This window comes from Desulfosporosinus sp. SYSU MS00001 (genome assembly GCF_049943955.1).
In the GTDB taxonomy this organism is placed as follows: domain Bacteria; phylum Bacillota; class Desulfitobacteriia; order Desulfitobacteriales; family Desulfitobacteriaceae; genus Desulfosporosinus.
Window position 1 is genome coordinate 102882 of sequence record NZ_JBNFTW010000004.1, and the last position, 22839, is coordinate 125720.

Genomic DNA, 22839 nt, shown 5'->3' on the forward strand with positions numbered 1-22839 from the left:
CCATGATCTTTTTCTTTTTAGGTGGAGTACTAAATTAAGTAAACTGCTCACATATCCCTTTCAATGCCAATCGCGTATATGTTCTTGAAACAGATAAGATTGTTCTCCTAGGCATATTCCTTATACTAGTTAACCTAGTTTTTATTTAAAGGACTTTTAAATAGAAAGGGGTAAGGAAACATGTATGTTCGCCAATTTATGACCACCCAAGTATTCACGATCTCGCCCAATGAGTCAATTGCTGATGCTATGGCCCTAATGCGTGATAAAAAAATTGACCGACTGCCTGTAGTAGAAAAGGAAAAGCTGATTGGACTTGTGACTGATGGAGATCTTAGGGAAGTATCACCTTCTCCGGCGACAACACTTAGCATCTTTGAACTCAATTATCTGGTTGCCAAAACGACAATTCGAGAAATTGCGGTTAAAAAGGTCATTACCTGTCATCCCAATATGGGTATTGAAGATGCGGCTTTGCTCATGAGAGAACATAAAATTGGAGGCCTGCCGGTTGTAGAAAACGAGAAGCTGGTAGGAATTATTACGGGCTATGATATATTAGATGCATTCTTGGATATTATGGGCTCGCGCAGCCCCGGAGAACGTTTTGTTATCGAACGGAAAGACGAAAAAGGTGTTTTGCTAGACATCGCATCGACGTTTAAGCAATATGATACTAATGTTACTAGTCTGGCCTTTTATCATTTGCGAGAAAATAAATTTCAATTATTGGCCCACCTTCAAGGAGAGCAGCTAACTGAGGTTAAAACGTCATTAGAGGAAAAAGGCTATAATATTCGCTGAGTCAATTACTGATATAAGATGAACAGTCTGACTTAAATGGACGTTAACAAGGTATTTTGTTGCGTCCACTTTTATTTTTGGTCATTAACTTAGGCATTAATCTAATTGACGTTATATATAAGCTCTTTTCATATGATTCTCGATGACACACTTCCATATTTGAAAAGAATATGTTAAAATTACTGACGTTGAAGGGGGATGGATGGTGGCTGGTGCTGCTCCCGGACTTCAAATCCGCGTGTCGGGACGCAGAACGTTCCGAGGTGTGTTCGATTCGCACGCATCCCCGCCAAAATTTAATAAACACGAATATGGGTTTTGAATTTTCCGTTTATGTTTCTGTATAAATAGTAATTACGTAATAGTTAAGTAGTTAAGAATAGAATGCCAAACTATGAATATCCGTAAAGATGAGACAGCGAAAAGCTGTCTTTTTAGCCATTGTGGGGTACTTTTGTAAGAAAACAAAGAGAAGGATTTTTGGATTGGAGAATAGAATATGTAACTTAGGGAACTGGAATTAGTAAACAAAGGGGGGACTGTATGAATTTAATTGATGTGCTGATCTTGGGATTTATATTGTTCGGTGCTTTATCTGGTTATCGAAAAGGACTCTTAACCAGTATCATATATTTATTGAGTTATGTAATTGGTTTTCTGGTTGCTTCATGGGAATATAGTGCTGTTCTTCGTTGGATAGAACAATATTTCCCTCTTCGGCAATGGCTTGAGCCTATTGTTTATAAAACAATTCTACCGTTAGTTCAGTCAAAAGCCTCATCTTTAGAACAACAAATACTGGGAAATATTCTTGGTTCCTTACCGGAAGAGTGGAGGAGTGTTTTTTCTTCTAATATTTCAGGTCAACCAATGACCCAAACCATTGAAAAAGTCAGTCAGCATTTAGCAGAAACGCTAACAGATAGACTGCTAAATCTTCTTGCCTTTGCTTTGGTCTTTTATGGCATTGTACTTTTAGTTCAACTAAGTATGACGATTTTATTGAAACCCTTAGGAATTTGGGGGAGCGCTCTCAACCGAGGGGGAGGCCTTTTTATAGGTGCTTTAAGCTCAACCATAGGGTTGGCCGTTTTTGCGGGATTAATTTCTCCTCTTTTGAATGTTGGCTTTAGTGGCAGTTTTGCGGCTCTCTTGCAGACCTCAACGGCTTTTCCATATTTAGTGAAAATTTTTAATGGTATAGATCAAGCCTTTGCGACTCAAATTAGTCAAAAATTAATTGAGCCTCTTATAAAAGAAAAAGGAATTTGGTTTTAATACATAAATTCAGGTGTGAAGAAGAAAACTTAGACTTGATAAGAGGTTGAAAATCTATCCTCATTATAAATACATCATAAAAAGTAAGGAGATTTCTTGTGAGTAATCAAAAGAAAATGTTAGCTTGGGACGACATATCACTGTCGGATAAGGAAGGGCAGAATGTAAACGATTACTTAACATTCCTCAGTGAGGGGAAAACAGAAAGAGAATCTTGGAGAATAATTGAACGATATGCTGCCGAGGCTGAATTTAATCTTCTGTCTGAGGCGAAAACATTCTCAAGCGGTGAAAAAGTTCGCCTAGGAATCCGTGATAAAGCGGGTATTTTAGCTATTGCCGGTAAACGTCCCTTAAACGAGGGATTCCGTTTAATTGCCGCTCATATTGATGCACCTCGTCTTGATCTAAAACCGCGCCCTTTATATGAAGAAGAGGGATTTGCATTTTTTAAAACTCACTATTATGGTGGCATAAAAAAATACCAATGGACAGCACTGCCTCTCGCTCTTCATGGTGTGGTTATCCTGGAAAATGGCAGGAAAGTTGACGTTGTCATTGGAGAAGACGAGGAAGATCCTATATTTACAATCAATGATTTATTGCCGCACTTAGCGAAGGATCAATATGATAAAAAATTGCGTGAAGCCATCCCAGGGGAAGGCCTGAATCTTTTGTTGGGGCACAAACCCGCTGAAAGTAAAGGAGAAGAGCGGGTTAAAGGTGCGATTCTCGATATTCTTAAGGAAAAATACGGAATGAATGAGGAAGACTTTGCCAGCGCTGAACTAGAGATTGTTCCGGCAGGAAAGGCTCGCTGGGCAGGATTAGATAAGAGTTTTATCGCTGGTTATGGGCAGGATGACCGAATTTGTTCCTTTGCCGCCTGGAAGGCAATTGAAGCCATAGAAGTTCCTGAATGGACCACAGTTGTTCTTTTTGCTGATAAAGAGGAAATCGGCAGCTCATCTAATACGGGAATGAAAGCACTTTACTTGGAAAATTTTATTGCAGAACTCATCGCGTTACAAACAGGGAGTTATAATGGCCTTTTTGTAAGACGATCTTTAGCAAATAGTAAGGCACTCTCGGCAGATGTCGCCGCTGCATATGACCCTAATTTTGCTGAGGTTATGGATAAACGAAATGCCGCTTTCCTTGGACGAGGCATCGTTATTTGCAAGTATACCGGAGCCAGAGGAAAGGCAGAGTCCAATGATGCTAATCCTGAATTTGTAGCCGAAGTACGCCGCATTTTTAACGAGAATAAGATTTCCTGGCAAATCGCTGAGCTAGGTAAAGTTGACCAAGGAGGCGGCGGAACTATTGCTCAGTTTATGGCGGTATACGGTATGGAGGTTTTAGATTGCGGCGTTGGGCTCTTAAGCATGCATGCTCCTTGGGAAGTTTCGTCAGTTGCTGATTTCATTATGTTAATGCGAGGATATCGGGCTTTTTTGGCATCTAAATAGCTTACTGCCGGTTTTAGCGCAAACATCAATTTAGTTTGTAACTGGCCTGAGTTGCTTAATATTGTGCTTAAGCGAGTTTAACTAAAAAAGAAGAAGGCAGTAGAAAAAGGACGAATTAAGATGAATGTCTCATGGCTACCCCATAATATTACCGGCTTAAATTGGCACAATCTGGAATCCTTTGTACTAAACAGCTTGTTGTATATTGTAATGCTTTTAATTCTCGCTCGCCTGGCCTATGGTTTGTTAATTTTCTTTTTAAGGCGGATGTTAGTTGAGCGCAAAGGCAAGATACTGTTAGAGGATCGGAAAGCGAATACCTTGTTCTCCCTCTTGCGCAGCATGTCCTTTTATTTGATGACATTCTTGGTTGGTTTGCAAATACTTCAGATTCTTTTTCACTTTCCTACTGGGACGTTATTGGCTTCAGCAAGCGTTTTAGGTGTTGCTCTGGGGTTTGGATCGCAAAGCCTGGTCAAAGATATGATCAGCGGCTTTTTTATACTTTTTGAAAACCAATTTTCAGTAGGAGATTATGTGAAAATAGGTGAGTTCATGGGGACGGTTGAAGAGACCGGCGTTCGGACAACTCACCTAAGGGCCTGGGGCGGGGAATTGCATATTATACCAAACGGGAGTATAACAGCGGTTACTAACTTTAGCAGAGGAAAAATGTTAGCAAATGTTGAGATTCAGATACCTTATGAAGAAGATCTTGAAAAGGCAATGGATGTGATGCGAGCAGTCTGCGAGGAAGTAACCGCCGAATTCGGCGAAAAAATCATTGAGGCACCTACTGTCCAAGGGATAACTCAATTCGGAGAACGAAATGTAGTTCTTAGAGTGATTGCTTTTACAAAGCCTGATGAACAGTGGGGATTAGAGAGAGAATTACGGCGCAGAATTCACAGCGCATTTTTAAAAGAAGGAATACGAACACCTCGCTTTCAAAGTGTTATTATTACAGACCCTACGAAAGGTTCAGTTCGAGAGTGAATCAAGGTATGGGAACCACTCCATTGTAGAAGTGGGAGCCTTACGATTTGATAAAAAACTGAATAGTTTATTAGGAGGAAGTCACAAACATGGTTCAATTAAATGTAGGGGATATTGTACGGCTAAGAAAACCGCACCCCTGCGGGAGTCTGGACTGGAAAATCATGAGAACCGGTATGGATTTTCGGATCCAGTGTTTGGGATGTCAACATCAAGCATGGATTTCACGAATAAAGCTTGAGCGCAATATTAAGGAGATTCTTCAGAGTACTGAGGAAAATGAAAAAGGAGTGTAATCATGACATTACATGCTGGAATCGTCGGTTTGCCGAATGTCGGCAAATCAACGTTATTCAATGCAATTACCCAAGCTGGCGCGGAGGCGGCCAACTATCCTTTTTGTACGATTGATCCGAATGTAGGTATGGTAGAGGTACCGGATTCTCGCCTGCATAAACTTGCCGAAATGGTTCATCCTAAAAAAATAGTGCCGGCGACTGTTGAGTTTGTCGATATTGCAGGGTTGGTTAAAGGGGCAAGCAAAGGTGAAGGGTTAGGAAACAAATTTCTTTCGCATATCCGCGAAGTGGACGCTATTGTACATGTTGTGCGCTGTTTTGAAGATTCGAATGTTGTTCATGTTGAAGGGTCGATTGATCCCAAACGGGATATTGAAACCATAGATCTTGAATTGATTCTTGCCGATATGGAAAGTATTGAGAGACGTTCCGAACGTTCGAGCAAACTTCTGAAAATGGGCGATAAAAAAGCGCAGGTTGAAGTTGAGCTTTTGAATCGGCTGAAAGATGTGTTCAATCAGGGTAAAGGGGCGCGCACACTGACTTTTTCAGATGAAGAGCAGGAAATTATTAAAGGGCTTTCGCTGCTGACCTTAAAGCCGGTCCTTTATGTTGCCAATGTACGAGAAGATGGCCTGGACAATACAGCAGATAATCCATATGTTCAGCAAGTTCGAGAAATTGCTGCCGCGGAAGGGGCAGAAGTTGTCGTCGTCTGTGCTCAGATTGAAGCTGAAATTGCAGAACTTGAGGCGGACGAAAAAGAAGTTTTTCTTCAGGATTTAGGCTTAAAGGAATCGGGACTTGATCAACTAATTAGAGTTTCATTTCATCTACTCGGACTTATGACATTTTTCACGGCAGGTCCCATGGAAGTAAAAGCGTGGACAATTTATCAAGGGACAAAAGCGCCCCAGGCGGCTGGAGTAATTCACACAGATTTTGAGCGGGGCTTTATCCGAGCTGAAGTGGTGTCCTATGAGGACTTTGTTGAAAATAATGGTTTGAACGGTGCCAGAGATAAAGGTTTAGTTCGGCTCGAAGGAAAAGATTATGTAATGCGTAATGGTGATATTGTACATTTCCGCTTTAATGTTTAAGCATTTTTAAGTCGATAATAGTTGCTTTTGAGCGGACAAAATGTTATAATTCTTATCTGGTAGTAAAAATATCCCTGCTCCGTTTACGGGGCCGTTTTAGTCCGAGGGGAGGTGCAAATATGAAAGCGTACGAAATACTTTATATTATCCGGCCAGATATGGATGAGGAAGCTACGAATGCCCTTGTTGACCGTATAAGTGGACTCGCTTCAAACAATGGCGGGCAAAATGTAACGGTTGATAAGTGGGGTAAACGTCGTTTGGCTTATGAAATCAAGGATTACAAAGAAGGCCAATATGTCCTCATGAACTTTGAAGCCGAAGGGAAAACATCCCAGGAAATTGAGAGAAATATGAAAATTTCCGATGATGTCATTCGCTTTTTAACCGTTAAAAAAGATGATTAAGAGGGCGGTGGGGCAATCATGTTGAATCGGGTCGTTTTGATTGGCCGTTTAACTAAAGACCCCGAATTGCGTTATACTCCAACAGGAGTTGCTGTAACCAATTTTACATTGGCAATTGATCGCAATTTTAAAAATGCTCAGGGAGAACGAGATACGGATTTTATACCTTGCGTTGTTTATCGGCAGCTTGCAGAATTTACTGCGAATTATTTGTCTAAAGGAAAAATGGCTGCCGTCGACGGAAGAATTCAAGTTCGTTCCTATACAGCTCAAGATGGACAAAAACGATGGGTGACGGAAGTTATAGCAGAAAGTGTTCACCTCCTAAGTCCCAAAGACAGTGGAGGGCAGGATCCTAATGCTCAGACCGGAACTCGTTCCTTTGGACATGAAGTGAATTTGGATGATGACATCCCATTCTAAATAAGGAAGGGAGATTAGTATGAAACGTGAACGTGGACGACGCCCTCGGAAACGGGTGTGCAGTTTTTGTGTTGATAAAGTAGAATCGATGGATTACAAAGAAACACATAAACTTCGTAAGTATATTACGGAACGCGGTAAAATTTTACCCCGCCGAATTTCAGGGAACTGCGCTATGCATCAGCGCCAAGTAACTTTGGCCATTAAACGTGCTCGTAGTATTGCCTTGTTACCGTATAGTGTAGAGTAGAAAAAGGGAGCGAGAGCTCCCTTTTTGATTTTAATAGGTATCCTTGGGAGTATTTTCATAGGGAAACTGGGAAGGAAATTAACGAAGTTATCACGAATTGTATGTTGAAGAAATCCAGCTTGAGGAGGGAGCGGTCCTGGAAAATATGGAAGTGGATGTTGTAAAGGGCTTACGGGCTATCGATGAACTCAAAGTAGGTTTAATTCAGGCCCAGTGGCAAATTCAACACGGGACGCTAAGTGGATCTGAAACTGAGATGCTTCAAGGTCTGGCAGATTTGGTAGGAATGAGCTATCTAATGGCCAGAAGGTTAGGTTTTGATTTTTCTCGTCTGGACCGTGTGCTTTTACAACGTCTTGAAGATATTAAAAATGAGGACGAAATGAATCTTGAAAAGCAGTGGGGAGATTTAAGTTTACTTTTAAGTTACCTTGCACCTGAGGACTAAGTTAATAGGAGAATCAGAGGATATGTATTTACGCGATGAAGTGGCTATTAGCTATGTAGCTGGTGCCATTCTCTTATCCTTTCCTTTGCTGGGAGTTGTATGGGGTACGTGGGGTTTTTTTTGGACTGTACTCATACTGTTAGCTGTATTTTTAGTTGGATTGCGCAAAGGGTTGCTGATTGCCTCGGCTCTCACCTTGATTGGTTTTATTGTCCCATTGGTTAGCATCGGATTACCTGCTCTGAGTCAAGTAAGTTTTGTTCCCTTGGCGGGATTACTCGGAGTCTTTGGCTGGCAAAGATGGCCGGTTCGGGTAACATTTTTTTGGAGTGCCGCATTGGCTTCGATTTTAGGCGTGATACCCGCTCTTTTGTTTGCCGGACAAGGAATTGATCCTAAGTCCGTAACGGAAATAATTAATTCCATGGTTCAACAATATCAGGCTTCCGGCTTGTTGGCTGTGATGCAGCAGCAGGGGATTACAGAAATGCAGCTGCGTCAGTTAATGCAAGAGGGTATTCAGTTTTATCTTTTGATTCTCCCAGGTTTTGTTGCTTTGAGCGCTTTGCTTGAGTACGCTTTTGCCTTTTACTTTTTTAAACGCTGGCTAAACCCGAAAGAACGTATACCATTCACCCATTGGCGGCTGCCCTGGTATGCGGTCTGGGGGGCTGTTCTGGGTATAGCGTTTTATCTTTTAGGGGATCAGTATTCCTGGATGACTCTTCGTGCATTGGGAATAAATTTAATGGTCATATACGGAGCTGTAACGTTAATTCTTGGTATTGCTGTTTATTCATATTTGCTTCAATCGCCTAAAATACCGCGATTTCTTAAATGGATTTTGATTGTGGCAAGTCTTGTTTATTTCTTTTTTAGTGTTTCCAGCATTATATTGTTTGGGCTTTTTGATTTAGTTTTCAACTTTCGCCGTCTACCCGAGGAATCATAAGGGGGAATTCAAATGAAGGTTATTCTTCAAGCAGATGTTAAAGGAACAGGTAAAAAAGGACAGGTTTGTGAAGTAGCTGACGGATATGCTCGGAACTTTCTGTTCCCTAAAAAGTTAGCCGTAGAGGCAACTACAGGAAATATTCAGGATATTTCTCATAAGAAAGCTGCAGAAGACCGTCGAAAAGCTAAAGAAAAAGAGGATGCTATTGTTTTAGGAAATAAACTCAATGATCTCCAGGTTGATGTTAAGATCAGGACTGGTGAGGGCGGACGAATATTTGGCTCTGTAACCAGCAAAGAGATTGCCGAAGGTTTGAAAAAACAACATGGTATTGAAGTCGATAAGCGCAAACTCGAAGTAAAAGAACCTATCAAAGCTTTAGGAACTTACGAAATTTCGGTAAAGGTTCATCCTGATGTGACAGCCAAACTTCGTGTCTATGTTTCCGCAATTTAAGTTTGGTATAGCAAAATAGTACTTCCGGCATTGCAGCATAATAAAGAGCCAATAGTTATTATTGGCGAAGTTTGATCTCGTGAAAGGGGACCCCTAATGAAAGGGATTTTGACAAAATGGCTGAATCATACGAATTTTGGAGATCGGTTGCTTGATGAGGAAGAATGGGGCCGAGAAGTTGAGGCTCTTTATAGTCTAATCTCAAATTATTATGGAACAGATAAATTAGTGCTTAAGGCTAGTAAATTAGAGGCCTTAGCCTTGATGCGTTCGCATAATCTAATTGAACGAGTCGCAGGCCTGCGAAAAATTGTGATGGATGATCCAACTGATTATAAACTTCCGAATAAAGAGGAGATTCCTAAGCAATTAGAGGATATCGAAGATAAAATTGCAGAACTAATTGCCAGGCGTTCAATTGAAGATCGCCTAGAACGGATTGTCACGGAAAAGATTCAAGAACGTCATGAAGATTATGTAAAAGAAATTAAGATCCAAGTTCTTCAGGAAACCGCCGGCCCTGAAAATGCCCAAACCCTTAAAAAATTGGCAATCATCGAAAAGATGAATACGATTTCTCTTAACCGTTCGGCGGCAGAGGTACTTCGTCCCCAGACCATCGAGGAAATTATTGGTCAAGAAAGTGCCGTTCAAGCCCTTTTGGCCAAGCTGGCAACACCTTACCCTCAGCATATTTTAATTTATGGCCCTCCGGGAGTTGGTAAGACCTCTGCTGCCCGCGTTGCCCTGGAAACAGTTAAGAATCACTCCAATTCTCCCTTTGCTAAAGAAGCTCCATTTATTGAAGTTGATGGAACAACGTTGCGTTGGGACCCTAGGGATGTAACAAATCCTCTTATGGGATCGGTCCATGATCCGATCTATCAGGGTTCAAAACGCGATTTGGCGGACACAGGAATACCGGAACCCAAAATGGGTTTGGTGAGTGATGCTCATGGGGGCATTCTTTTTATTGATGAAATAGGAGAAATGGATTCTCTGCTTTTAAATAAATTACTTAAGGTACTTGAAGATAAGCGTGTTACCTTTGATTCTTCCTATTATGATCCCAGTGATCCTTCGGTACCTCAATGGATTAAAAAACTTTTTGATGAGGGGGCGCCGGCGGATTTCGTTCTCATAGGAGCAACCACGCGTGATCCCAGGGAACTAAATCCTGCATTGCGTTCTCGTTGTTCTGAAGTTTTCTTCGTTCCTCTGGAGCCTAAAGATGTTCAGCATATTGTCCGGCAAGCCTCTCAGAAACTGGATGTTGTCCTCGAAGACAATGTCCCTGAGATCATTAGCGAATATGTTATCGAGGGAAGAAAAGCGACAAGTATTCTTATGGATGCTTACGGCTTAGCAAGGTTTCGAAGTTCAGAGGGGGACGTTGTTAAGATTACTTGTGCGGATGTTCAGGAAGTCTTACGTTCGGCCAGGCTTACTCCCTACGGCTTTGGGAAAGTCCGAACCGATGTTGAAATCGGTCGAATTTTAGGGCTCGGAGTTGCCGGCTTTTTAGGATCAGTTTTAGAGATTGAAGCGATAACCTTTAAAACTCAGGGTGACAAAGGGACTGTACGCTTTAATGAAACTGCTGGAAGTATGGCAAGAGATGCTTTCTTTAATGCAACCTCAGTAATCCGTGAACTAACTGGAGAAAACCTTCACAATTTTGATGTTCATGTTAATGTTGTAGGAGGAGCCAATATTGACGGGCCTTCAGCGGGATTGGCCACAACATTAGCAATATACAGTGCCTTAAAACAACAACCCATACGTCAGGATGTTGCTGTAACCGGGGAAATTTCCATACAAGGCAATGTTAAACCTGTTGGCGGTATTTACGAAAAGATTTTTGGCGCTAAGCAGGCAAATCTTCAAAAAGTCGTCATTCCTCTGGAAAATATGGTTGATGTTCCTCAGAGCTTGCGCGGGATTGAAGTTGTAGGGGTTAGTACGATTGAAGAAGCCATAAAGCATGTCTTTTAAGTACTAATGACTGTGAGTGACTGGGAGGAGAAGCAGATATGGAACTAATAAAAGTTCCACCTCAGAACTTGGAAGCTGAACAGGCAGTCTTAGGAGCAATGATGCTTGAACCTGAGTCTGCCAGTTCTATTTTTGAATTTCTTCAGGCCGAAGATTTTTATCGAGATAATCATCGCTTAATTTTCTCAGCCATTCGGGAACTTTTTGAAAAAGGGGATCCTATTGACCTTGTCAGTGTGGCAGAGATTCTGCGCCAACAGGGCCGTATAGAGCAGGTTGGCGGGATTGCTACAATTTCTGAAATTGCTCGTTCAGTGCCTTCAGCGGCAAACGTAGATTACTATTCTAAAATTGTAAGTGAAAAAGCGCTTTTACGTCAGCTTATTCAAGTAACTAGCAGTATTTATGAACGCGGCTATGAACCTGGAGAAGAAGCCAAAACACTTCTCGAAGATGCCGAAAAGCTAATTCTTGATCTTTCACGCCGACGGGTTAAAGACGGTTTTAGTATTATTCGCGATATTCTCTTAGATACGTTCGAAAAAATTGAATATCTTTATGCTAATAAAGGTAATTTAACTGGGGTACCAACTTTTTTTACGGAATTAGATCGCATGACCTCAGGATGGCAGCCGTCTGATCTTGTGATTATCGCCGCCCGCCCATCCATGGGAAAAACGGCTTTAGTTTTAAATATGGCTCAAAACGCAGCCGTCAGGGCCAACGTTCCGGTGGCTATTTTTAGTTTGGAAATGTCCAAAGAACAATTAGTACAACGAATGCTCTGCGGAGAGGCAATGGTTGATCAGCAGCGAGTCAGAACCGGTGAATTATTAGATGCGGATTGGCCAAAACTGACAAGGGCTGTGGGGCCTTTGTCCGAGGCACCTATTTTTATTGATGATACCGTTGGGATTTCTTTAGCGGAATTACGTTCAAAGGCCCGTCGCTTAAAAACAGAACATGATTTAAGTATGATCATTATTGATTACTTACAATTGTTAACTGTGGGAAAAAAGGCCGAAAGCCGTCAACAAGAGGTCGCTCAGATCTCAAGATCTCTCAAAGGGCTTGCCCGAGAACTAAAAGTGCCGGTAATTGCCTTATCTCAGCTGAATCGGGGAGTAGAACAACGTCAAGACAAACGCCCGCTTATGTCAGACTTATTGGAATCAGGTGCTATTGAAGCCGATGCCGATGTTATTTCCTTCATTTATAGAGATGAATACTATAATCAGGAATCAGAAAAAAAAGGGATTGCCGAGCTAATTATAGCAAAACATCGTAATGGTCCCGTTGGAACAGTAGAACTAGGTTTTCTCAAAGAATTTACGAAATTCGTAAATCTTGATCGTCAACATCAGATACAATGATTTTCGCACCCTGTTCATTTTAGGGAATGGACAGGGACTTTTTTTACTCTAACTACCGTTTGAGATTGGCTCTGTTCAGATAGACGTTAGGCAAAGAATTCATCTAATCGTGAGACTTCCACTTTTGCAAGTGGAATCTCACGATGTTCAGCTTGTACTTGGGAATAGCTGTCATATCTTATCGAATGTTAATCGTGTATTCTTGATGAATGTTCGGCAATTCCATTGACAATGGGAAGGAGGATTGTTAAGATGAGAGTGTTTGCGATAAGAAGTTTCTTCTTCAGCAAACGTAAATCTCTCTCGGAGGGGATACCTTGAAACATGAAGTTGATGTCCTAATTATCGGAGCAGGGCCTGCTGGAATATTTACGGCGTTAGAGCTATCTAAGCATAATAAAAACCTGAAAATTCTGATTGTCGATAGCGGACGAACGATAGAAAAAAGAAAATGTCCAGCCCGAACGACAGGTGTTTGTGCAGGGTGTAACCCTTGTGCCATCACGAGAGGATGGTCCGGGGCCGGAGCGTTCAGCGATGGGAAATTGTCCCTAAGTCCTGCTGTAGGCGGCCGTCTGACGGAATATATGAAGGACGATCAAGCACAGGCCCTTATAGACTACGCAGACTCGATTTACCGACAATTTGGGGCACAGGAGACTGTCTATGGTCTGGATACTCGTCGGGTTGAGGAGATTCAGTATGATGCATCCCGCCATAATATTCAGTTAATCCATTGTCCTGTACGTCATTTAGGAACTGAGTTAGCCTATGAAGTTCTAAATGGCATGTATCAACATTTAATGACTGAGACCAATACTGCCTTCTGGGAACTCGCCGAAGTTAAGGATATCCTGGCTGATCCTGCCGGAGCCCAAGGAGCAATCATACAGCGTCGTGATCAAGCTGAGCTTGATGAAGTAAGGGCAAGATATGTTGTTGTAGCTCCCGGCCGTGGGGGAGCAAATTGGCTTGCAGCACAAACGGTTCGATTAGGAGTCGTGACTGAAAATAATGAAGTCGATATCGGAGTTCGTGTAGAAGTTCCTAATTCGGTTCTGGATCATTTAACCAAAGAACTATATGAAGCTAAGCTCGTTTATTATTCAGACACCTATGATCTTAAAACCCGGAGCTTTTGTGTCAATCCCGGAGGAGTGGTATCTGAAGAACACTATGACGGGGGAATTGCTGTTGTAAACGGTCATAGTTATGCTGATGCGGCTAAAAAGACCAAGAACACCAATTTTGCCTTATTAGTTTCCACTCATTTTACGGAACCCTTTAACCAGCCAATCGAATATGGTCGGTATATTGCCAGATTAGCCAATATGTTAACCGGCGGGGGTGTTATGGTTCAACGCTTAGGCGATCTTCTGCAAGGGAGAAGGACAACAGAAAGTCGTCTTCGCAAGTCGACGACAGTCCCTACACTGGTGTCCGCAGTACCAGGAGATCTGAGCTATGTGTTTCCTGAGCGTTACTTGACGTCGTTAACAGAAACACTAAAGGCCTTCGATAAGATTGCTCCGGGAATGTATTCCAAGAACACCTTGCTCTATGGAGTTGAGGTCAAGTTTTATTCTTCAAAGGTAAAGGTAAAAAATAATTTTGAAACGGCAATTCCTCATTTATATACGATTGGAGATGGAGCGGGAATTACGCGTGGATTAATGCAGGCTTCCGCGACGGGAATAGTTGTAGCACGGGATATTGTATCTAAAGAATAAAACGATAGTTATAGGATTAAGACTACAGATGGGGTTAACCCATCTGTAGTTTCACTGAGTAATCGGAACTCATAAGAATAGGCATACCTGCCTAACTTATCATAGGAAAGAAAACCTATTACTCGGTAGTTTAGTAAACCAACGAAGAGTAATGGATTGGGGGCGCAGAGGATTTGCTGGATCGATACACACACCCCGAAATGGGAAAACTCTGGAGAGACGGTTACGAATATGAGCGCTGGCTGGAAGTAGAACTTGCAGTTGCCGAAGTTATGACCGAACGGGGAGAAATCCCTCTTAAGGCGATGGAAGATATCAGACGTTCGGCGAAGGTGAATTCTCAGCGAGTTTTAGAAATCGAAGCCATAGTCAGGCACGATCTTATTGCCTTTTTACAAGCCGTTGTCGAGGAAATCGGAGAATCAGGAAAATACTTGCACCTCGGGTTAACCTCATCAGATGTGAAGGATACTGCCTTAAGTCTGGTCCTGCGAGATTCAGGGAAGCTGCTCAAGAAGGATCTTCAGGGGCTAAGAGATGCTCTGGCTAAAAGAGCTTTGGAAAGCAAATATACGGTCATGGTGGGAAGGACCCATGGGATTCACGCCGAACCTTTGACGTTTGGTTTAAAACTCGCGTTATGGGTTGCTGAACTGGATCGTCAGGAGGAACGCCTGGATCAAGCAATATCCTCGGTAAGCGCGGGCAAAATATCCGGGGCAGTCGGAACTTACGCAAATGTTTCGCCTGAAGTCGAGGATGCAGTGTGCAAGCATTTAGGGCTAACGAGAGCTTTAGTTAGTAACCAGATATTACAGCGGGATCGACATGCTCATTTTATGACTACCCTTGCCTTAATTGGCGGTTCTTTGGAAAAGATGGCAACGGAAATTCGAAATTTGCAGCGAACGGATATCCTTGAAGTGGAGGAGCCTTTTGCTGAGGGGCAGAAAGGATCATCAGCAATGCCGCATAAGCGCAATCCTATTGTCTGCGAACAGGTGAGCGGCATGGCAAGACTTTTGAGAGGCAATGCCTTAGCGGCGATGGAGAACATAGCTCTCTGGCATGAAAGGGATATGAGCCATAGTTCGGTGGAACGAGTAATTTTGCCGGATAGTTGCCTGCTCTTGGACCATATGCTCAGGCAAATGACCCGCATTATCTCCGGCTTGAAAATTCACGAAGAACAAATGAAGCGAAATCTGCAGAAAACCTATGGCTTAACGTCATCACAACGCGTTCTCCTGGCATTAGTGGAACATGGATGTATGCGGGAAGAAGCTTACGCTTGGGTTCAGCAGGATGCTTTTCAAGCTTGGGATCAAGGAAAAGATTTTATCGAGGTTGTTTCTCAAGATACGCGTATAGGCAATTATTTAACGGAAAAGGACTTGCAAAGTCTTTTTGATTTAAGCTATCATCTCCAACATGTTGATGATATTTTCAAACGGTTGGGTTTAGAGTAGAATGTTTTGAACTGGGAACTTTAGTTTAAAGGGATGTTAGATTGAAAGACGGGGGGAATTATTGATGGCTGGAGTTATATTAATTGGATCTCAATGGGGAGACGAAGGGAAAGGTAAGATTACGGATTTCCTTGCGGAAAAGGCGAATATGGTCGTTAGATATCAAGGCGGTAATAATGCGGGACACACCGTTGTCGCTGATGGAGAGGAATTTAAGCTGCACCTTATCCCCTCCGGAATTCTCTACCAGGATAAGACTTGTGTCATTGGCAATGGCGTAGTCATTGATCCTAAAGTTTTATTGGAAGAACTTAGTTATCTGGAAAAGCGAGGAATTAAAACCGGGAAGCTGCTAATTAGCAGCAATGCCCACGTAATTATGCCTTATCACCTGGTATTAGACGGTTTGGAAGAAGAGGCTCGTGGGGACCATAAAATTGGAACAACGAAACGGGGTATTGGTCCTGCTTATATGGATAAGGCCTCACGAGTTGGAATTCGTGTTATCGATCTACTCGACAAAGAAGAGTTTGCTGAGAAACTGCGTCGAAATTTAGAAGAGAAGAATAACCTTTTTGTCAAAGTTTATGGTAAAGAAGCCATGAAATTTGAAGATATCTATGACACTTACTTAGGATATGCTGAGCAGCTTCGCCCGATGGTTACAGATAGTTCATTAGCCATAGACGAATGCCTAAGAAGTGGGGAAAAAGTGCTTTTTGAAGGTGCTCAAGGTACTTTACTGGACATAGATCATGGCACGTATCCCTTTGTAACTTCCTCCAATCCGATTGCCGGGGGAGCCTGTGTCGGTGCAGGCGTTGGACCTACGCGTATTGATCATGTTGTTGGGGTTGTTAAAGCCTATACCACACGTGTTGGGGAAGGCCCCTTCCCTACAGAACTTCTCGATGATGTAGGTGAAGAAATGCGGGCCAATGGACACGAATTCGGAACGACAACCGGCCGCCCTCGTCGCTGTGGCTGGTTTGATGCTTTGATTGCTCGCTATGCAGCACGTGTCAGCGGGATTTCAGATTTTGCAGTCACAAAACTTGATGTCCTTACAGGATTAAAAACAGTAAAAATTTGTGTCGGTTATCGGGTCAATGATGAAGTTATCTACGAATTACCTCAAAGTCAGAAGATCTTTAAACGTTGTAAACCTGTGTATGAGGAACTACCGGGATGGCAGGAAGATCTGACCCATGTGCGTCGCTTTGAGGAGCTGCCTCAGGCCGCTCAGCAATACATTAAGCGGATTGAAGAATTGACAGGTGTTACTGCAACGCTAATTGCGGTTGGCCCAGGCCGGGAACAAACTATTGTACGGGGATCAATTTTTTAAATAATAAAAGTTTGTTGCAAAAAATTGAATCTTGACACATTTGCAACTTTCCTGTAAGATTTAGACCGGTAAGAGCCATTAGCTCAGTCGGTAGAGCACCTGACTTTTAATCAGGGTGTCCCGCGTTCGAGTCGCGGATGGCTCACCATCCTTCTTTGGAAACCCATGGGGGTTTGAGCGGAAAGGCAGGTTAGCTGAATTTTAGTGAAACCTGGATTTACATATTGAAACATAGAGGGTTTGAAAAAGGCAAACCCAGTGAGAACTGGGGACGCAAAGCTACGGGTCTTCCATATGAGGATGATGGCCGAGTTACCAAATAGGACTCAGTCGCTGTCCCTTGCGGACGGCGATTTTGTTTTAAGTAGATCAATTAATTTCGTAAGGGAAGGGTGTCAAGATTGAAAAAAATTAAATATCGGATTTTACTGCTCTTATTGATTACCGCATTAATTATGGGTTGTATTCTCGGAGGCTATAATATTTACAGCGTCATTACATCGGAACAAGCTAATATAGCTCAATATCGCACAACATTGTACGAACAATTCGATAGGCAAATTAAGCTTGAAGTTCAAACTGCTTATAGTTTAGTTCAAGATATCTATAATAAACAACAAAAAGGGGAATTGACTCCTGAGCAAGCCAAAACTATGGCTGCTGATTTAGTCAGAAATCTGCGTTTTGACCAAACTAATTATTTTTGGATAGATACAACAGAAGGGATAAACGTTGTTCTGCTTGGCAGAACGGATGAAGGTAAATCACGCTTTAATTCTAAGGACAGTAGGGGTAAATATTTCGTTCAAGATTTTATTAACAATGGGATTAAATCTGGCGGGGGGTATACAGACTATACCTTCGCTAAACCAAATCAGACTGAGCTCCTCCCGAAAAGAAGCTACACTTTGCTGTTTAAGCCCTATAACTGGGTTATAGGCACAGGCAACTGGGTCGATGACATGGATAAACTCGTTGCGATTAAACAGCAACAGGTTATGAAAGCCGGGCAATTAAGCGTCATCTATACCGTTTTGTCTCTGATCTTAGCATTTGGAGTTGCTTTAGTGTTGGGGACAATTATGAGTAATAAACTTTCCAAACAGATCGGTGAAGTAGCGAATACTGCCGGTGAAATTGCCAATGGAAATTTAAATGTTAAAAAACTTAATGACAGTTCTAAAGATGAACTAGGCCAACTGGGTAAAGCATTTAATATAATGGCGGATAACCTCAGGCAATTGGTTCAACAAGTATCCTCCTCTGCTGCTCAGGTAGCTTCTTCCTCAGAAGAACTTAGTGCAGGAGCTGAACAATCCGCCCAAGCATCCAGCCAAGTGGCTTCAGCCATCATGGAGGTTTCTAAGGGGGCCGAAAAACAGCTGAATGCTATGAATGAATCATCTGCTATTGTTGAGGAGATGTCAGCGGGGATTCAGCAAATGGTGGAAAACGCTAAGGTTGTCGTACAGTCTTCTGAAAAAACGGCCCTTTCTGCTTCAGAAGGAAGCGCGGCCATTGATAAAACAATTCAACAAATGGCGACCATTGATCAAACTGTAACCGGTTCGGCAGAAGTTGTTATGACATTAGGGGAACGGTCAAAAGAAATCGGGCAAATCGTTGATACTATATCAGGGATTGCTGAACAAACGAATCTGCTTGCTCTGAATGCCGCGATTGAGGCAGCTCGTGCCGGGGATCAGGGAAGGGGTTTTGCTGTAGTCGCTGATGAAGTTCGAAAACTGGCTGAACAATCCCAAGTGGCTTCACAACAGATCGCTTCATTAATCCACGAAATACAGCAGGATACCCAGAAGGCCGTCTTATCGATAAATGAAGGAACACATCAGGTGAAACTCGGCACTGAGGTCGCTGAAACTGCAGGAACAGCCTTTAGCCAGATATCGTCTTTAATTGAAGACGTTACGAAACAAGTCGAAGAAATTTCAGAAGAGATACAACAAATGGCCTTGGGTAACGAACGAATAGTCGCTTCGGTCTCAGAGGTCTTCGAGACAAGCCGGAGCATTACAGATCAGACCCAGACGGTATCTGCAGCCACAGAGGAACAAACCGCTTCGGTTCAGGAAATCGCCTCCTCCAGTAAAGTGCTGTCTACTATGGCTGAAGAATTGCAAGCAGCTTTAAATAAGTTTAATGTTTAACATCCTTTTATAAGAGTACTTGACACCTGGCGAGCTTTCCTGTAAAATTCATATCTGTGAGCGAGGTTTTTGGGCTTCTAAGCAAAGGACCACTCACACGAGAAAAGGCCCGTTGGTCAAGCGGTCTAAGACATCGCCCTTTCACGGCGGCTACACGGGTTCGAATCCCGTACGGGTCACCATTAAATGCCTCGGTAGCTCAGTCGGTAGAGCAGAGGACTGAAAATCCTCGTGTCGGCGGTTCGATTCCGTCCTGAGGCACCATTCAAAAGTTCAAGTTACAAAAATAATCTTATTACATCACTAAATAAGAGTCCTAAAACTTTCCTTCAGAGAGTATTAGGGCTCTTTTTTATTGCTCGTTCTAAATTGTGATTTCTCTGATTAAAGCAGGATTTATAACATAAATAAAAAAAGCTGTAAGTATTTTATTAACTTTCGTGCTCAAGCTTCAGTCATCAATATGAATAGGATACGTAACAATTGATTAGGTAAAGATGGGGGGTTTTTAGAATAAGGGGTTAGAAGGAAGGAAATTGATTCCTTTATGTGAAATAAAAGTTAAAATTAACAAAATGAGGTGAATAACTTTGCCTTAGAAGAAAGATCTTTTTTAGTTTTGCTTTTATCTTTATGCTTGTTCTTTATTTTACTGTACCAGCTTTTGCGAGTACTACACCAATTACTACCAGGCTAGCAGGTATCGACAGGTATAATACTGCTGCAGTCATAGCAATTAATGGCTGGAAACAGTCTGATTATGCTGTTATAGCTTACGGAGAAAATTATCCTGATGCTTTATCTGCAGCGCCCTTGGCCAGCAAATGCCTGATTGATACAACAATCAACCAAGATGCCGAATATTCGTTGCCATCATCGGTTCCCGCCAAGCAATATAATGGAGTTCCCAACTGCATTGTTAAAGTTAATTGGCATCCCTCTTCGATCAATACAAGTAAAGTTGGAAGATATACTTTCATCGGCACCGCAGATGGATATAATGGGATTGTAACATTAACTGTAAAAATTACTGGCAACGAATAGCCTTCTTACGATTCTGTAAAATAAAATCATCCTATTGTAACTAGAATAGGGGTACAGAACTATTTTCAGCATCTTAAGAGTAAAAATTATTACTATTAAGTTGAGAGAAAATTAATAATTCGGCACTTAATGATAAGTCTCCCCGCACAGGAAATTCATTAAAATGTCCGATATATTCGTAGTTCTTTATTGTTTACAGCAATAGATCTCGAGCAATTTTAAACGAAGAAAATCATTTTAATTTTTTATAATCGAAGTATTTGCATTGATCTTTTAATTGCTTTGCTTTAAAGGATGGTTACAAGCCTCGGTCTACACGAAAAGGGGGCTAGGATTTCTTTTTTGGAAATCCTAGCCCCCTGTAACTTCATATGGAGCGGACGACGAGATTCGAACTCGCGATCCTCGGCTTGGGAAGCCAATGCTCTACCGCTGAGCCACGTCCGCGTAATCACCTTTCTAGTTCAAACAATATACCAGTTTACCTGACAAAGGAAATTATAAGCGTTATGATCAAATATGTCAACTCATCATTATAGAAAAACATATACTGTCGCATTTATCTTTGTAAGTTAATAGTTTGAAAGGTTTAATTATGCTGCAGGTTCTTTGGAACTTGCAGTTTTATTTTAATTAAGGCATGAATTAACAGTTGATGACTCACAACGGGATGCCTTTGCATAAATTATAATTGAGGGATTAACAAAAAAAGGGCATAGAATCATGTCGATATTTGTGATACTATGGACAATAATAGCAAATTTTATGAGATCATTACCAAGCACTTCACTTAAAGTTTAGCCATAATTAACAGAATAGTAGGAAAGTTAGGAGCAAAAACTATGGCGACAAGAAGGGATTTCTTGAAATGTTTGGCGGGGTTGGGAGTTGGGACATTACTATCTTGGAATGTAATGCTGCCGAAAGCAGCAATTTCAAAATCATTACGTACGGAAGAATGGACGGATAATCAAAACGCAAAATTATTGTTTGTTGTCGTCAGTGATATACACATTGGCCGTTTGAACGCCATAAATCATTTCTCTGCCTTACTTGAGGATAATTTTAATTCCAAACCAGATGCAATGGTTGTCGTTGGTGACCTGGGCGATGGTGTACCTTGGGATTATCGGCTGCTGAGTAACGAACTTTACAGGCATAGACTGGAAATTAATTATCCAATCTTTTGGACGATTGGCAATCATGAATTTTACGGAAGTTTTTATCGAAATGGATACTGGTCACCGAGAACATTTCCTAATGAAGAAACTGATGATCAGGCTATTAATCGGTTTCTAACGTTTGCCAAGAGAGACAAAGTTTATGGAGATACTTGGATCAAAGACTATCATTTTATTTTTTTAGGGACTGAAAGATCACGTATGAGTGATAGAAGGTACATGGATTCAGCTTATTTATCAGATGCACAGCTTGATTGGCTTGAGAACACACTTAAGCTTGATCAAACATCTAATAAACCTGTATTTGTCTTTCTTCATCAACCAATTCCATATGCAGCATTGGGAGGATTTCAGCGCGGTTATGTCCTTCAGTGGCAAAGGCTAAACGATATTTTAGCGCGACATCCAGAGGTGATTCTATTTAATGGGCATACTCATTATAAAATTGATTACAATACTATGGTCAGTGAAGCAAATTATGCAATTGTCAACAGTTCATCCCTGGCTTATCCGATTGACCAAAACAGGCGGCATATTTACAAATCAGCTCCGGGCTTTGTTGTAGAGGTATATGCTGAAAAGGTGGTTATCAAAGGCAGGGAATTTTTAAAGCCTGATTGGATAGAGGGGGCAGAGATTACTGTCTCTGAAAATACAAACTCTCATAAAATCGTTTGATAAGAATAACCTTTGGGACAGAGAACTGCATTTCCTTGACAAATATAAACTCATATTAGATAATTTACTAACTAATGAGATCGTTGAGATTAGGTGGTAAAAGGTGAAACTTGATAAAAATGAAGCTATTGTGGAGGAATTAGAGCGGACTATGGCCCAATTTAGGAGGTTTGGTGGGCAAATCAAATCTTCACATGCTATAAGACCCAGCGAATTTACATTGCTTCATACTATAATTCAGTGTACAGAACGTGATTCCAAAGGAATTAAAGTTTCAGACTTAAGTGTCCAACTGCAAATAACACCCGCCGGCGTTACTCACATTATCAATACCTTAGAAGAACGAGGATACTTGGAACGCCTTGCTGATCCTACAGATCGGCGTGTTGTGCTGATAAGAGCTACGGAAAAGGGTAAAGAAATAGTTCAGGCAATGAGAATAGAACATTTTGATTTTTTAAAGGGTTTAACGAATTATCTTGGAGAGCATGACAGTAAGGAGTTAATCCGTATCCTATCGGCAGCATTGAGCTATCTCAAAAATCGAGGATAATAATAATTGCGCTTGCTTTTTTAAACACAATATACTAAAATATACCAGTAAAGGGATTGCCTAGGAAGACGGTTGTTTTTTTTATGGTTTTATTGAGAAAAAGAGGTGCGATTGTCAAAATGGATGCCTTGATGTCCTTAATTGAAGATGCTCGGAGAAAGCTAAATGATTCCGCTGAAAGTAAGAGCCTAACGGATCCGGAAATTGTGAATATGAGTCAATGTTTGGATAGGCTGCTCAATGAGTATTATTTAATGAAAGAATTAGGCAGTTTAGCTTCATAAGCGGACAGTTAACGCAAAGCCAGGATATAGTTTTAGATTTTAGTCTTACCTCAAATGATTAACAGTTTCATAGGGGGTAATTTTTATTTTGGGGAATTAAACAAAAGGGTCAGTGTACTGAACTCGTT

Annotated in this window: 22 protein-coding genes, 5 tRNA genes and 1 riboswitch; of the genes, 26 read left to right on the forward strand and 1 reads right to left on the reverse strand. The window is 41.6% G+C overall.

Annotation, left to right across the window (positions count from 1 at the left end; genetic code table 11):
- The first annotated feature begins 180 nt into the window (after positions 1–180).
- The 23 genes from ACPUYX_RS09165 to ACPUYX_RS09275 all read left to right on the forward strand — a co-directional run bounded on the left by ACPUYX_RS09165 (position 181) and on the right by ACPUYX_RS09275 (position 20015).
- Positions 181–804, forward strand: a complete 624-nt coding sequence (locus tag ACPUYX_RS09165) for a CBS domain-containing protein (RefSeq protein ID WP_426379378.1) — start codon at positions 181–183, stop codon at positions 802–804.
- Positions 805–998: 194 nt separating this feature from the next.
- Positions 999–1096: transfer RNA gene (locus ACPUYX_RS09170), tRNA-Sec, on the forward strand.
- 251 nt (positions 1097–1347) lie between these two features.
- Positions 1348–2082 carry a CvpA family protein gene (locus tag ACPUYX_RS09175; protein ID WP_426379379.1) on the forward strand — a complete coding sequence of 245 codons (735 nt, stop codon included), beginning with the start codon at positions 1348–1350 and terminating at the stop codon, positions 2080–2082.
- Positions 2083–2180: 98 nt separating this feature from the next.
- A complete protein-coding gene (locus ACPUYX_RS09180; protein WP_426379380.1) occupies positions 2181–3554 on the forward strand; it encodes an aminopeptidase in 1374 nt (457 codons plus the stop codon).
- 120 nt (positions 3555–3674) lie between these two features.
- Positions 3675–4550 carry a mechanosensitive ion channel family protein gene (locus ACPUYX_RS09185; protein ID WP_426379381.1) on the forward strand — a complete coding sequence of 292 codons (876 nt, stop codon included), beginning with the start codon at positions 3675–3677 and terminating at the stop codon, positions 4548–4550.
- 89 nt (positions 4551–4639) lie between these two features.
- Positions 4640–4846, forward strand: coding sequence for a DUF951 domain-containing protein (locus tag ACPUYX_RS09190; protein WP_088227226.1), 207 nt, complete (start codon positions 4640–4642; stop codon positions 4844–4846).
- Positions 4847–4848: 2 nt separating this feature from the next.
- A complete protein-coding gene (ychF, locus tag ACPUYX_RS09195; protein WP_426379382.1) occupies positions 4849–5949 on the forward strand; it encodes a redox-regulated ATPase YchF in 1101 nt (366 codons plus the stop codon).
- A 119-nt stretch (positions 5950–6068) separates the two neighbouring features.
- Positions 6069–6356, forward strand: coding sequence for a 30S ribosomal protein S6 (gene rpsF / locus ACPUYX_RS09200; protein ID WP_088227224.1), 288 nt, complete (start codon positions 6069–6071; stop codon positions 6354–6356).
- Positions 6357–6374: 18 nt separating this feature from the next.
- Complete coding sequence (locus tag ACPUYX_RS09205; RefSeq protein ID WP_426379383.1) at positions 6375–6779, forward strand: single-stranded DNA-binding protein; 405 nt, start codon at positions 6375–6377, stop codon at positions 6777–6779.
- A gap of 19 nt (positions 6780–6798) precedes the next feature.
- Positions 6799–7029, forward strand: coding sequence for a 30S ribosomal protein S18 (rpsR, locus tag ACPUYX_RS09210; protein WP_014829502.1), 231 nt, complete (start codon positions 6799–6801; stop codon positions 7027–7029).
- 145 nt (positions 7030–7174) lie between these two features.
- Positions 7175–7477 (forward strand): MazG-like family protein, encoded by a 303-nt coding sequence (locus tag ACPUYX_RS09215; protein ID WP_426379608.1) that lies wholly within the window; start codon positions 7175–7177, stop codon positions 7475–7477.
- Positions 7478–7499: 22 nt separating this feature from the next.
- The gene (locus ACPUYX_RS09220; protein WP_426379384.1) at positions 7500–8429 is read left to right on the forward strand and encodes a DUF2232 domain-containing protein; all 930 of its coding nucleotides are present in this window, start codon (positions 7500–7502) and stop codon (positions 8427–8429) included.
- Positions 8430–8441: 12 nt separating this feature from the next.
- Positions 8442–8888, forward strand: coding sequence for a 50S ribosomal protein L9 (gene rplI, locus ACPUYX_RS09225; protein ID WP_426379385.1), 447 nt, complete (start codon positions 8442–8444; stop codon positions 8886–8888).
- Between the two features lie 96 nt (positions 8889–8984).
- Positions 8985–10883, forward strand: a complete 1899-nt coding sequence (lonC, locus tag ACPUYX_RS09230; protein WP_426379386.1) for a Lon family ATP-dependent protease — start codon at positions 8985–8987, stop codon at positions 10881–10883.
- Positions 10884–10921: 38 nt separating this feature from the next.
- Positions 10922–12256, forward strand: a complete 1335-nt coding sequence (gene dnaB, locus ACPUYX_RS09235; protein ID WP_426379387.1) for a replicative DNA helicase — start codon at positions 10922–10924, stop codon at positions 12254–12256.
- A 317-nt stretch (positions 12257–12573) separates the two neighbouring features.
- Complete coding sequence (locus ACPUYX_RS09240) at positions 12574–13986, forward strand: NAD(P)/FAD-dependent oxidoreductase (protein WP_426379388.1); 1413 nt, start codon at positions 12574–12576, stop codon at positions 13984–13986.
- A 173-nt stretch (positions 13987–14159) separates the two neighbouring features.
- Positions 14160–15455: an adenylosuccinate lyase gene (purB, locus tag ACPUYX_RS09245; protein WP_426379389.1), complete on the forward strand. Its 1296-nt coding sequence runs from the start codon at positions 14160–14162 to the stop codon at positions 15453–15455.
- Between the two features lie 64 nt (positions 15456–15519).
- Positions 15520–16803 carry an adenylosuccinate synthase gene (locus tag ACPUYX_RS09250; RefSeq protein ID WP_426379390.1) on the forward strand — a complete coding sequence of 428 codons (1284 nt, stop codon included), beginning with the start codon at positions 15520–15522 and terminating at the stop codon, positions 16801–16803.
- A 72-nt stretch (positions 16804–16875) separates the two neighbouring features.
- Positions 16876–16951, forward strand: a tRNA-Lys gene (locus tag ACPUYX_RS09255).
- Positions 16952–17041: 90 nt separating this feature from the next.
- Positions 17042–17123, forward strand: a riboswitch (cyclic di-GMP riboswitch).
- A gap of 81 nt (positions 17124–17204) precedes the next feature.
- Positions 17205–18971, forward strand: coding sequence for a methyl-accepting chemotaxis protein (locus ACPUYX_RS09260; protein WP_426379391.1), 1767 nt, complete (start codon positions 17205–17207; stop codon positions 18969–18971).
- Positions 18972–19077: 106 nt separating this feature from the next.
- Positions 19078–19153: transfer RNA gene (locus ACPUYX_RS09265), tRNA-Glu, on the forward strand.
- Between the two features lie 6 nt (positions 19154–19159).
- Positions 19160–19235 (forward strand) — tRNA-Phe (locus ACPUYX_RS09270).
- Positions 19236–19604: 369 nt separating this feature from the next.
- Positions 19605–20015, forward strand: a complete 411-nt coding sequence (locus ACPUYX_RS09275) for a cell wall-binding repeat-containing protein (RefSeq protein WP_426379392.1) — start codon at positions 19605–19607, stop codon at positions 20013–20015.
- Positions 20016–20387: 372 nt separating this feature from the next.
- Here the strand turns inward: ACPUYX_RS09275 and ACPUYX_RS09280 are convergent.
- Positions 20388–20462 (reverse strand) — tRNA-Gly (locus ACPUYX_RS09280).
- A 395-nt stretch (positions 20463–20857) separates the two neighbouring features.
- On the opposite strand from ACPUYX_RS09280, the gene ACPUYX_RS09285 reads away from it, so the two are divergent.
- The 3 genes from ACPUYX_RS09285 (at position 20858) to ACPUYX_RS09295 (ending at position 22711) form a co-directional block, all read left to right on the forward strand.
- Positions 20858–21874 carry a metallophosphoesterase family protein gene (locus ACPUYX_RS09285; protein ID WP_426379393.1) on the forward strand — a complete coding sequence of 339 codons (1017 nt, stop codon included), beginning with the start codon at positions 20858–20860 and terminating at the stop codon, positions 21872–21874.
- 103 nt (positions 21875–21977) lie between these two features.
- On the forward strand, positions 21978–22427 hold the full coding sequence (locus ACPUYX_RS09290; RefSeq protein ID WP_426379394.1) for a MarR family winged helix-turn-helix transcriptional regulator: 450 nt from the start codon (positions 21978–21980) through the stop codon (positions 22425–22427).
- Positions 22428–22510: 83 nt separating this feature from the next.
- A complete protein-coding gene (locus ACPUYX_RS09295) occupies positions 22511–22711 on the forward strand; it encodes an aspartyl-phosphate phosphatase Spo0E family protein (RefSeq protein WP_426379395.1) in 201 nt (66 codons plus the stop codon).
- Positions 22712–22839 lie beyond the last annotated feature (128 nt).

Excerpts from the sequence above, each read along its gene's own strand:
- ACPUYX_RS09165 (WP_426379378.1), top strand. The coding sequence starts at position 181 with ATGTATGTTCGCCAATTTATGACCACCCAAGTATTCACGATCTCGCCC.
- ACPUYX_RS09175 (WP_426379379.1), top strand. The coding sequence starts at position 1,348 with ATGAATTTAATTGATGTGCTGATCTTGGGATTTATATTGTTCGGTGCT.
- ACPUYX_RS09185 (WP_426379381.1), top strand. The coding sequence starts at position 3,675 with ATGAATGTCTCATGGCTACCCCATAATATTACCGGCTTAAATTGGCAC.
- ACPUYX_RS09190 (WP_088227226.1), top strand. The coding sequence starts at position 4,640 with ATGGTTCAATTAAATGTAGGGGATATTGTACGGCTAAGAAAACCGCAC.
- ychF (WP_426379382.1), top strand. The coding sequence starts at position 4,849 with ATGACATTACATGCTGGAATCGTCGGTTTGCCGAATGTCGGCAAATCA.
- rpsF (WP_088227224.1), top strand. The coding sequence starts at position 6,069 with ATGAAAGCGTACGAAATACTTTATATTATCCGGCCAGATATGGATGAG.
- ACPUYX_RS09205 (WP_426379383.1), top strand. The coding sequence starts at position 6,375 with ATGTTGAATCGGGTCGTTTTGATTGGCCGTTTAACTAAAGACCCCGAA.
- rpsR (WP_014829502.1), top strand. The coding sequence starts at position 6,799 with ATGAAACGTGAACGTGGACGACGCCCTCGGAAACGGGTGTGCAGTTTT.
- ACPUYX_RS09215 (WP_426379608.1), top strand. The coding sequence starts at position 7,175 with ATGGAAGTGGATGTTGTAAAGGGCTTACGGGCTATCGATGAACTCAAA.
- ACPUYX_RS09220 (WP_426379384.1), top strand. The coding sequence starts at position 7,500 with ATGTATTTACGCGATGAAGTGGCTATTAGCTATGTAGCTGGTGCCATT.
- rplI (WP_426379385.1), top strand. The coding sequence starts at position 8,442 with ATGAAGGTTATTCTTCAAGCAGATGTTAAAGGAACAGGTAAAAAAGGA.
- lonC (WP_426379386.1), top strand. The coding sequence starts at position 8,985 with ATGAAAGGGATTTTGACAAAATGGCTGAATCATACGAATTTTGGAGAT.
- dnaB (WP_426379387.1), top strand. The coding sequence starts at position 10,922 with ATGGAACTAATAAAAGTTCCACCTCAGAACTTGGAAGCTGAACAGGCA.
- ACPUYX_RS09250 (WP_426379390.1), top strand. The coding sequence starts at position 15,520 with ATGGCTGGAGTTATATTAATTGGATCTCAATGGGGAGACGAAGGGAAA.
- ACPUYX_RS09275 (WP_426379392.1), top strand. The coding sequence starts at position 19,605 with ATGCTTGTTCTTTATTTTACTGTACCAGCTTTTGCGAGTACTACACCA.
- ACPUYX_RS09285 (WP_426379393.1), top strand. The coding sequence starts at position 20,858 with ATGGCGACAAGAAGGGATTTCTTGAAATGTTTGGCGGGGTTGGGAGTT.
- ACPUYX_RS09295 (WP_426379395.1), top strand. The coding sequence starts at position 22,511 with ATGGTTTTATTGAGAAAAAGAGGTGCGATTGTCAAAATGGATGCCTTG.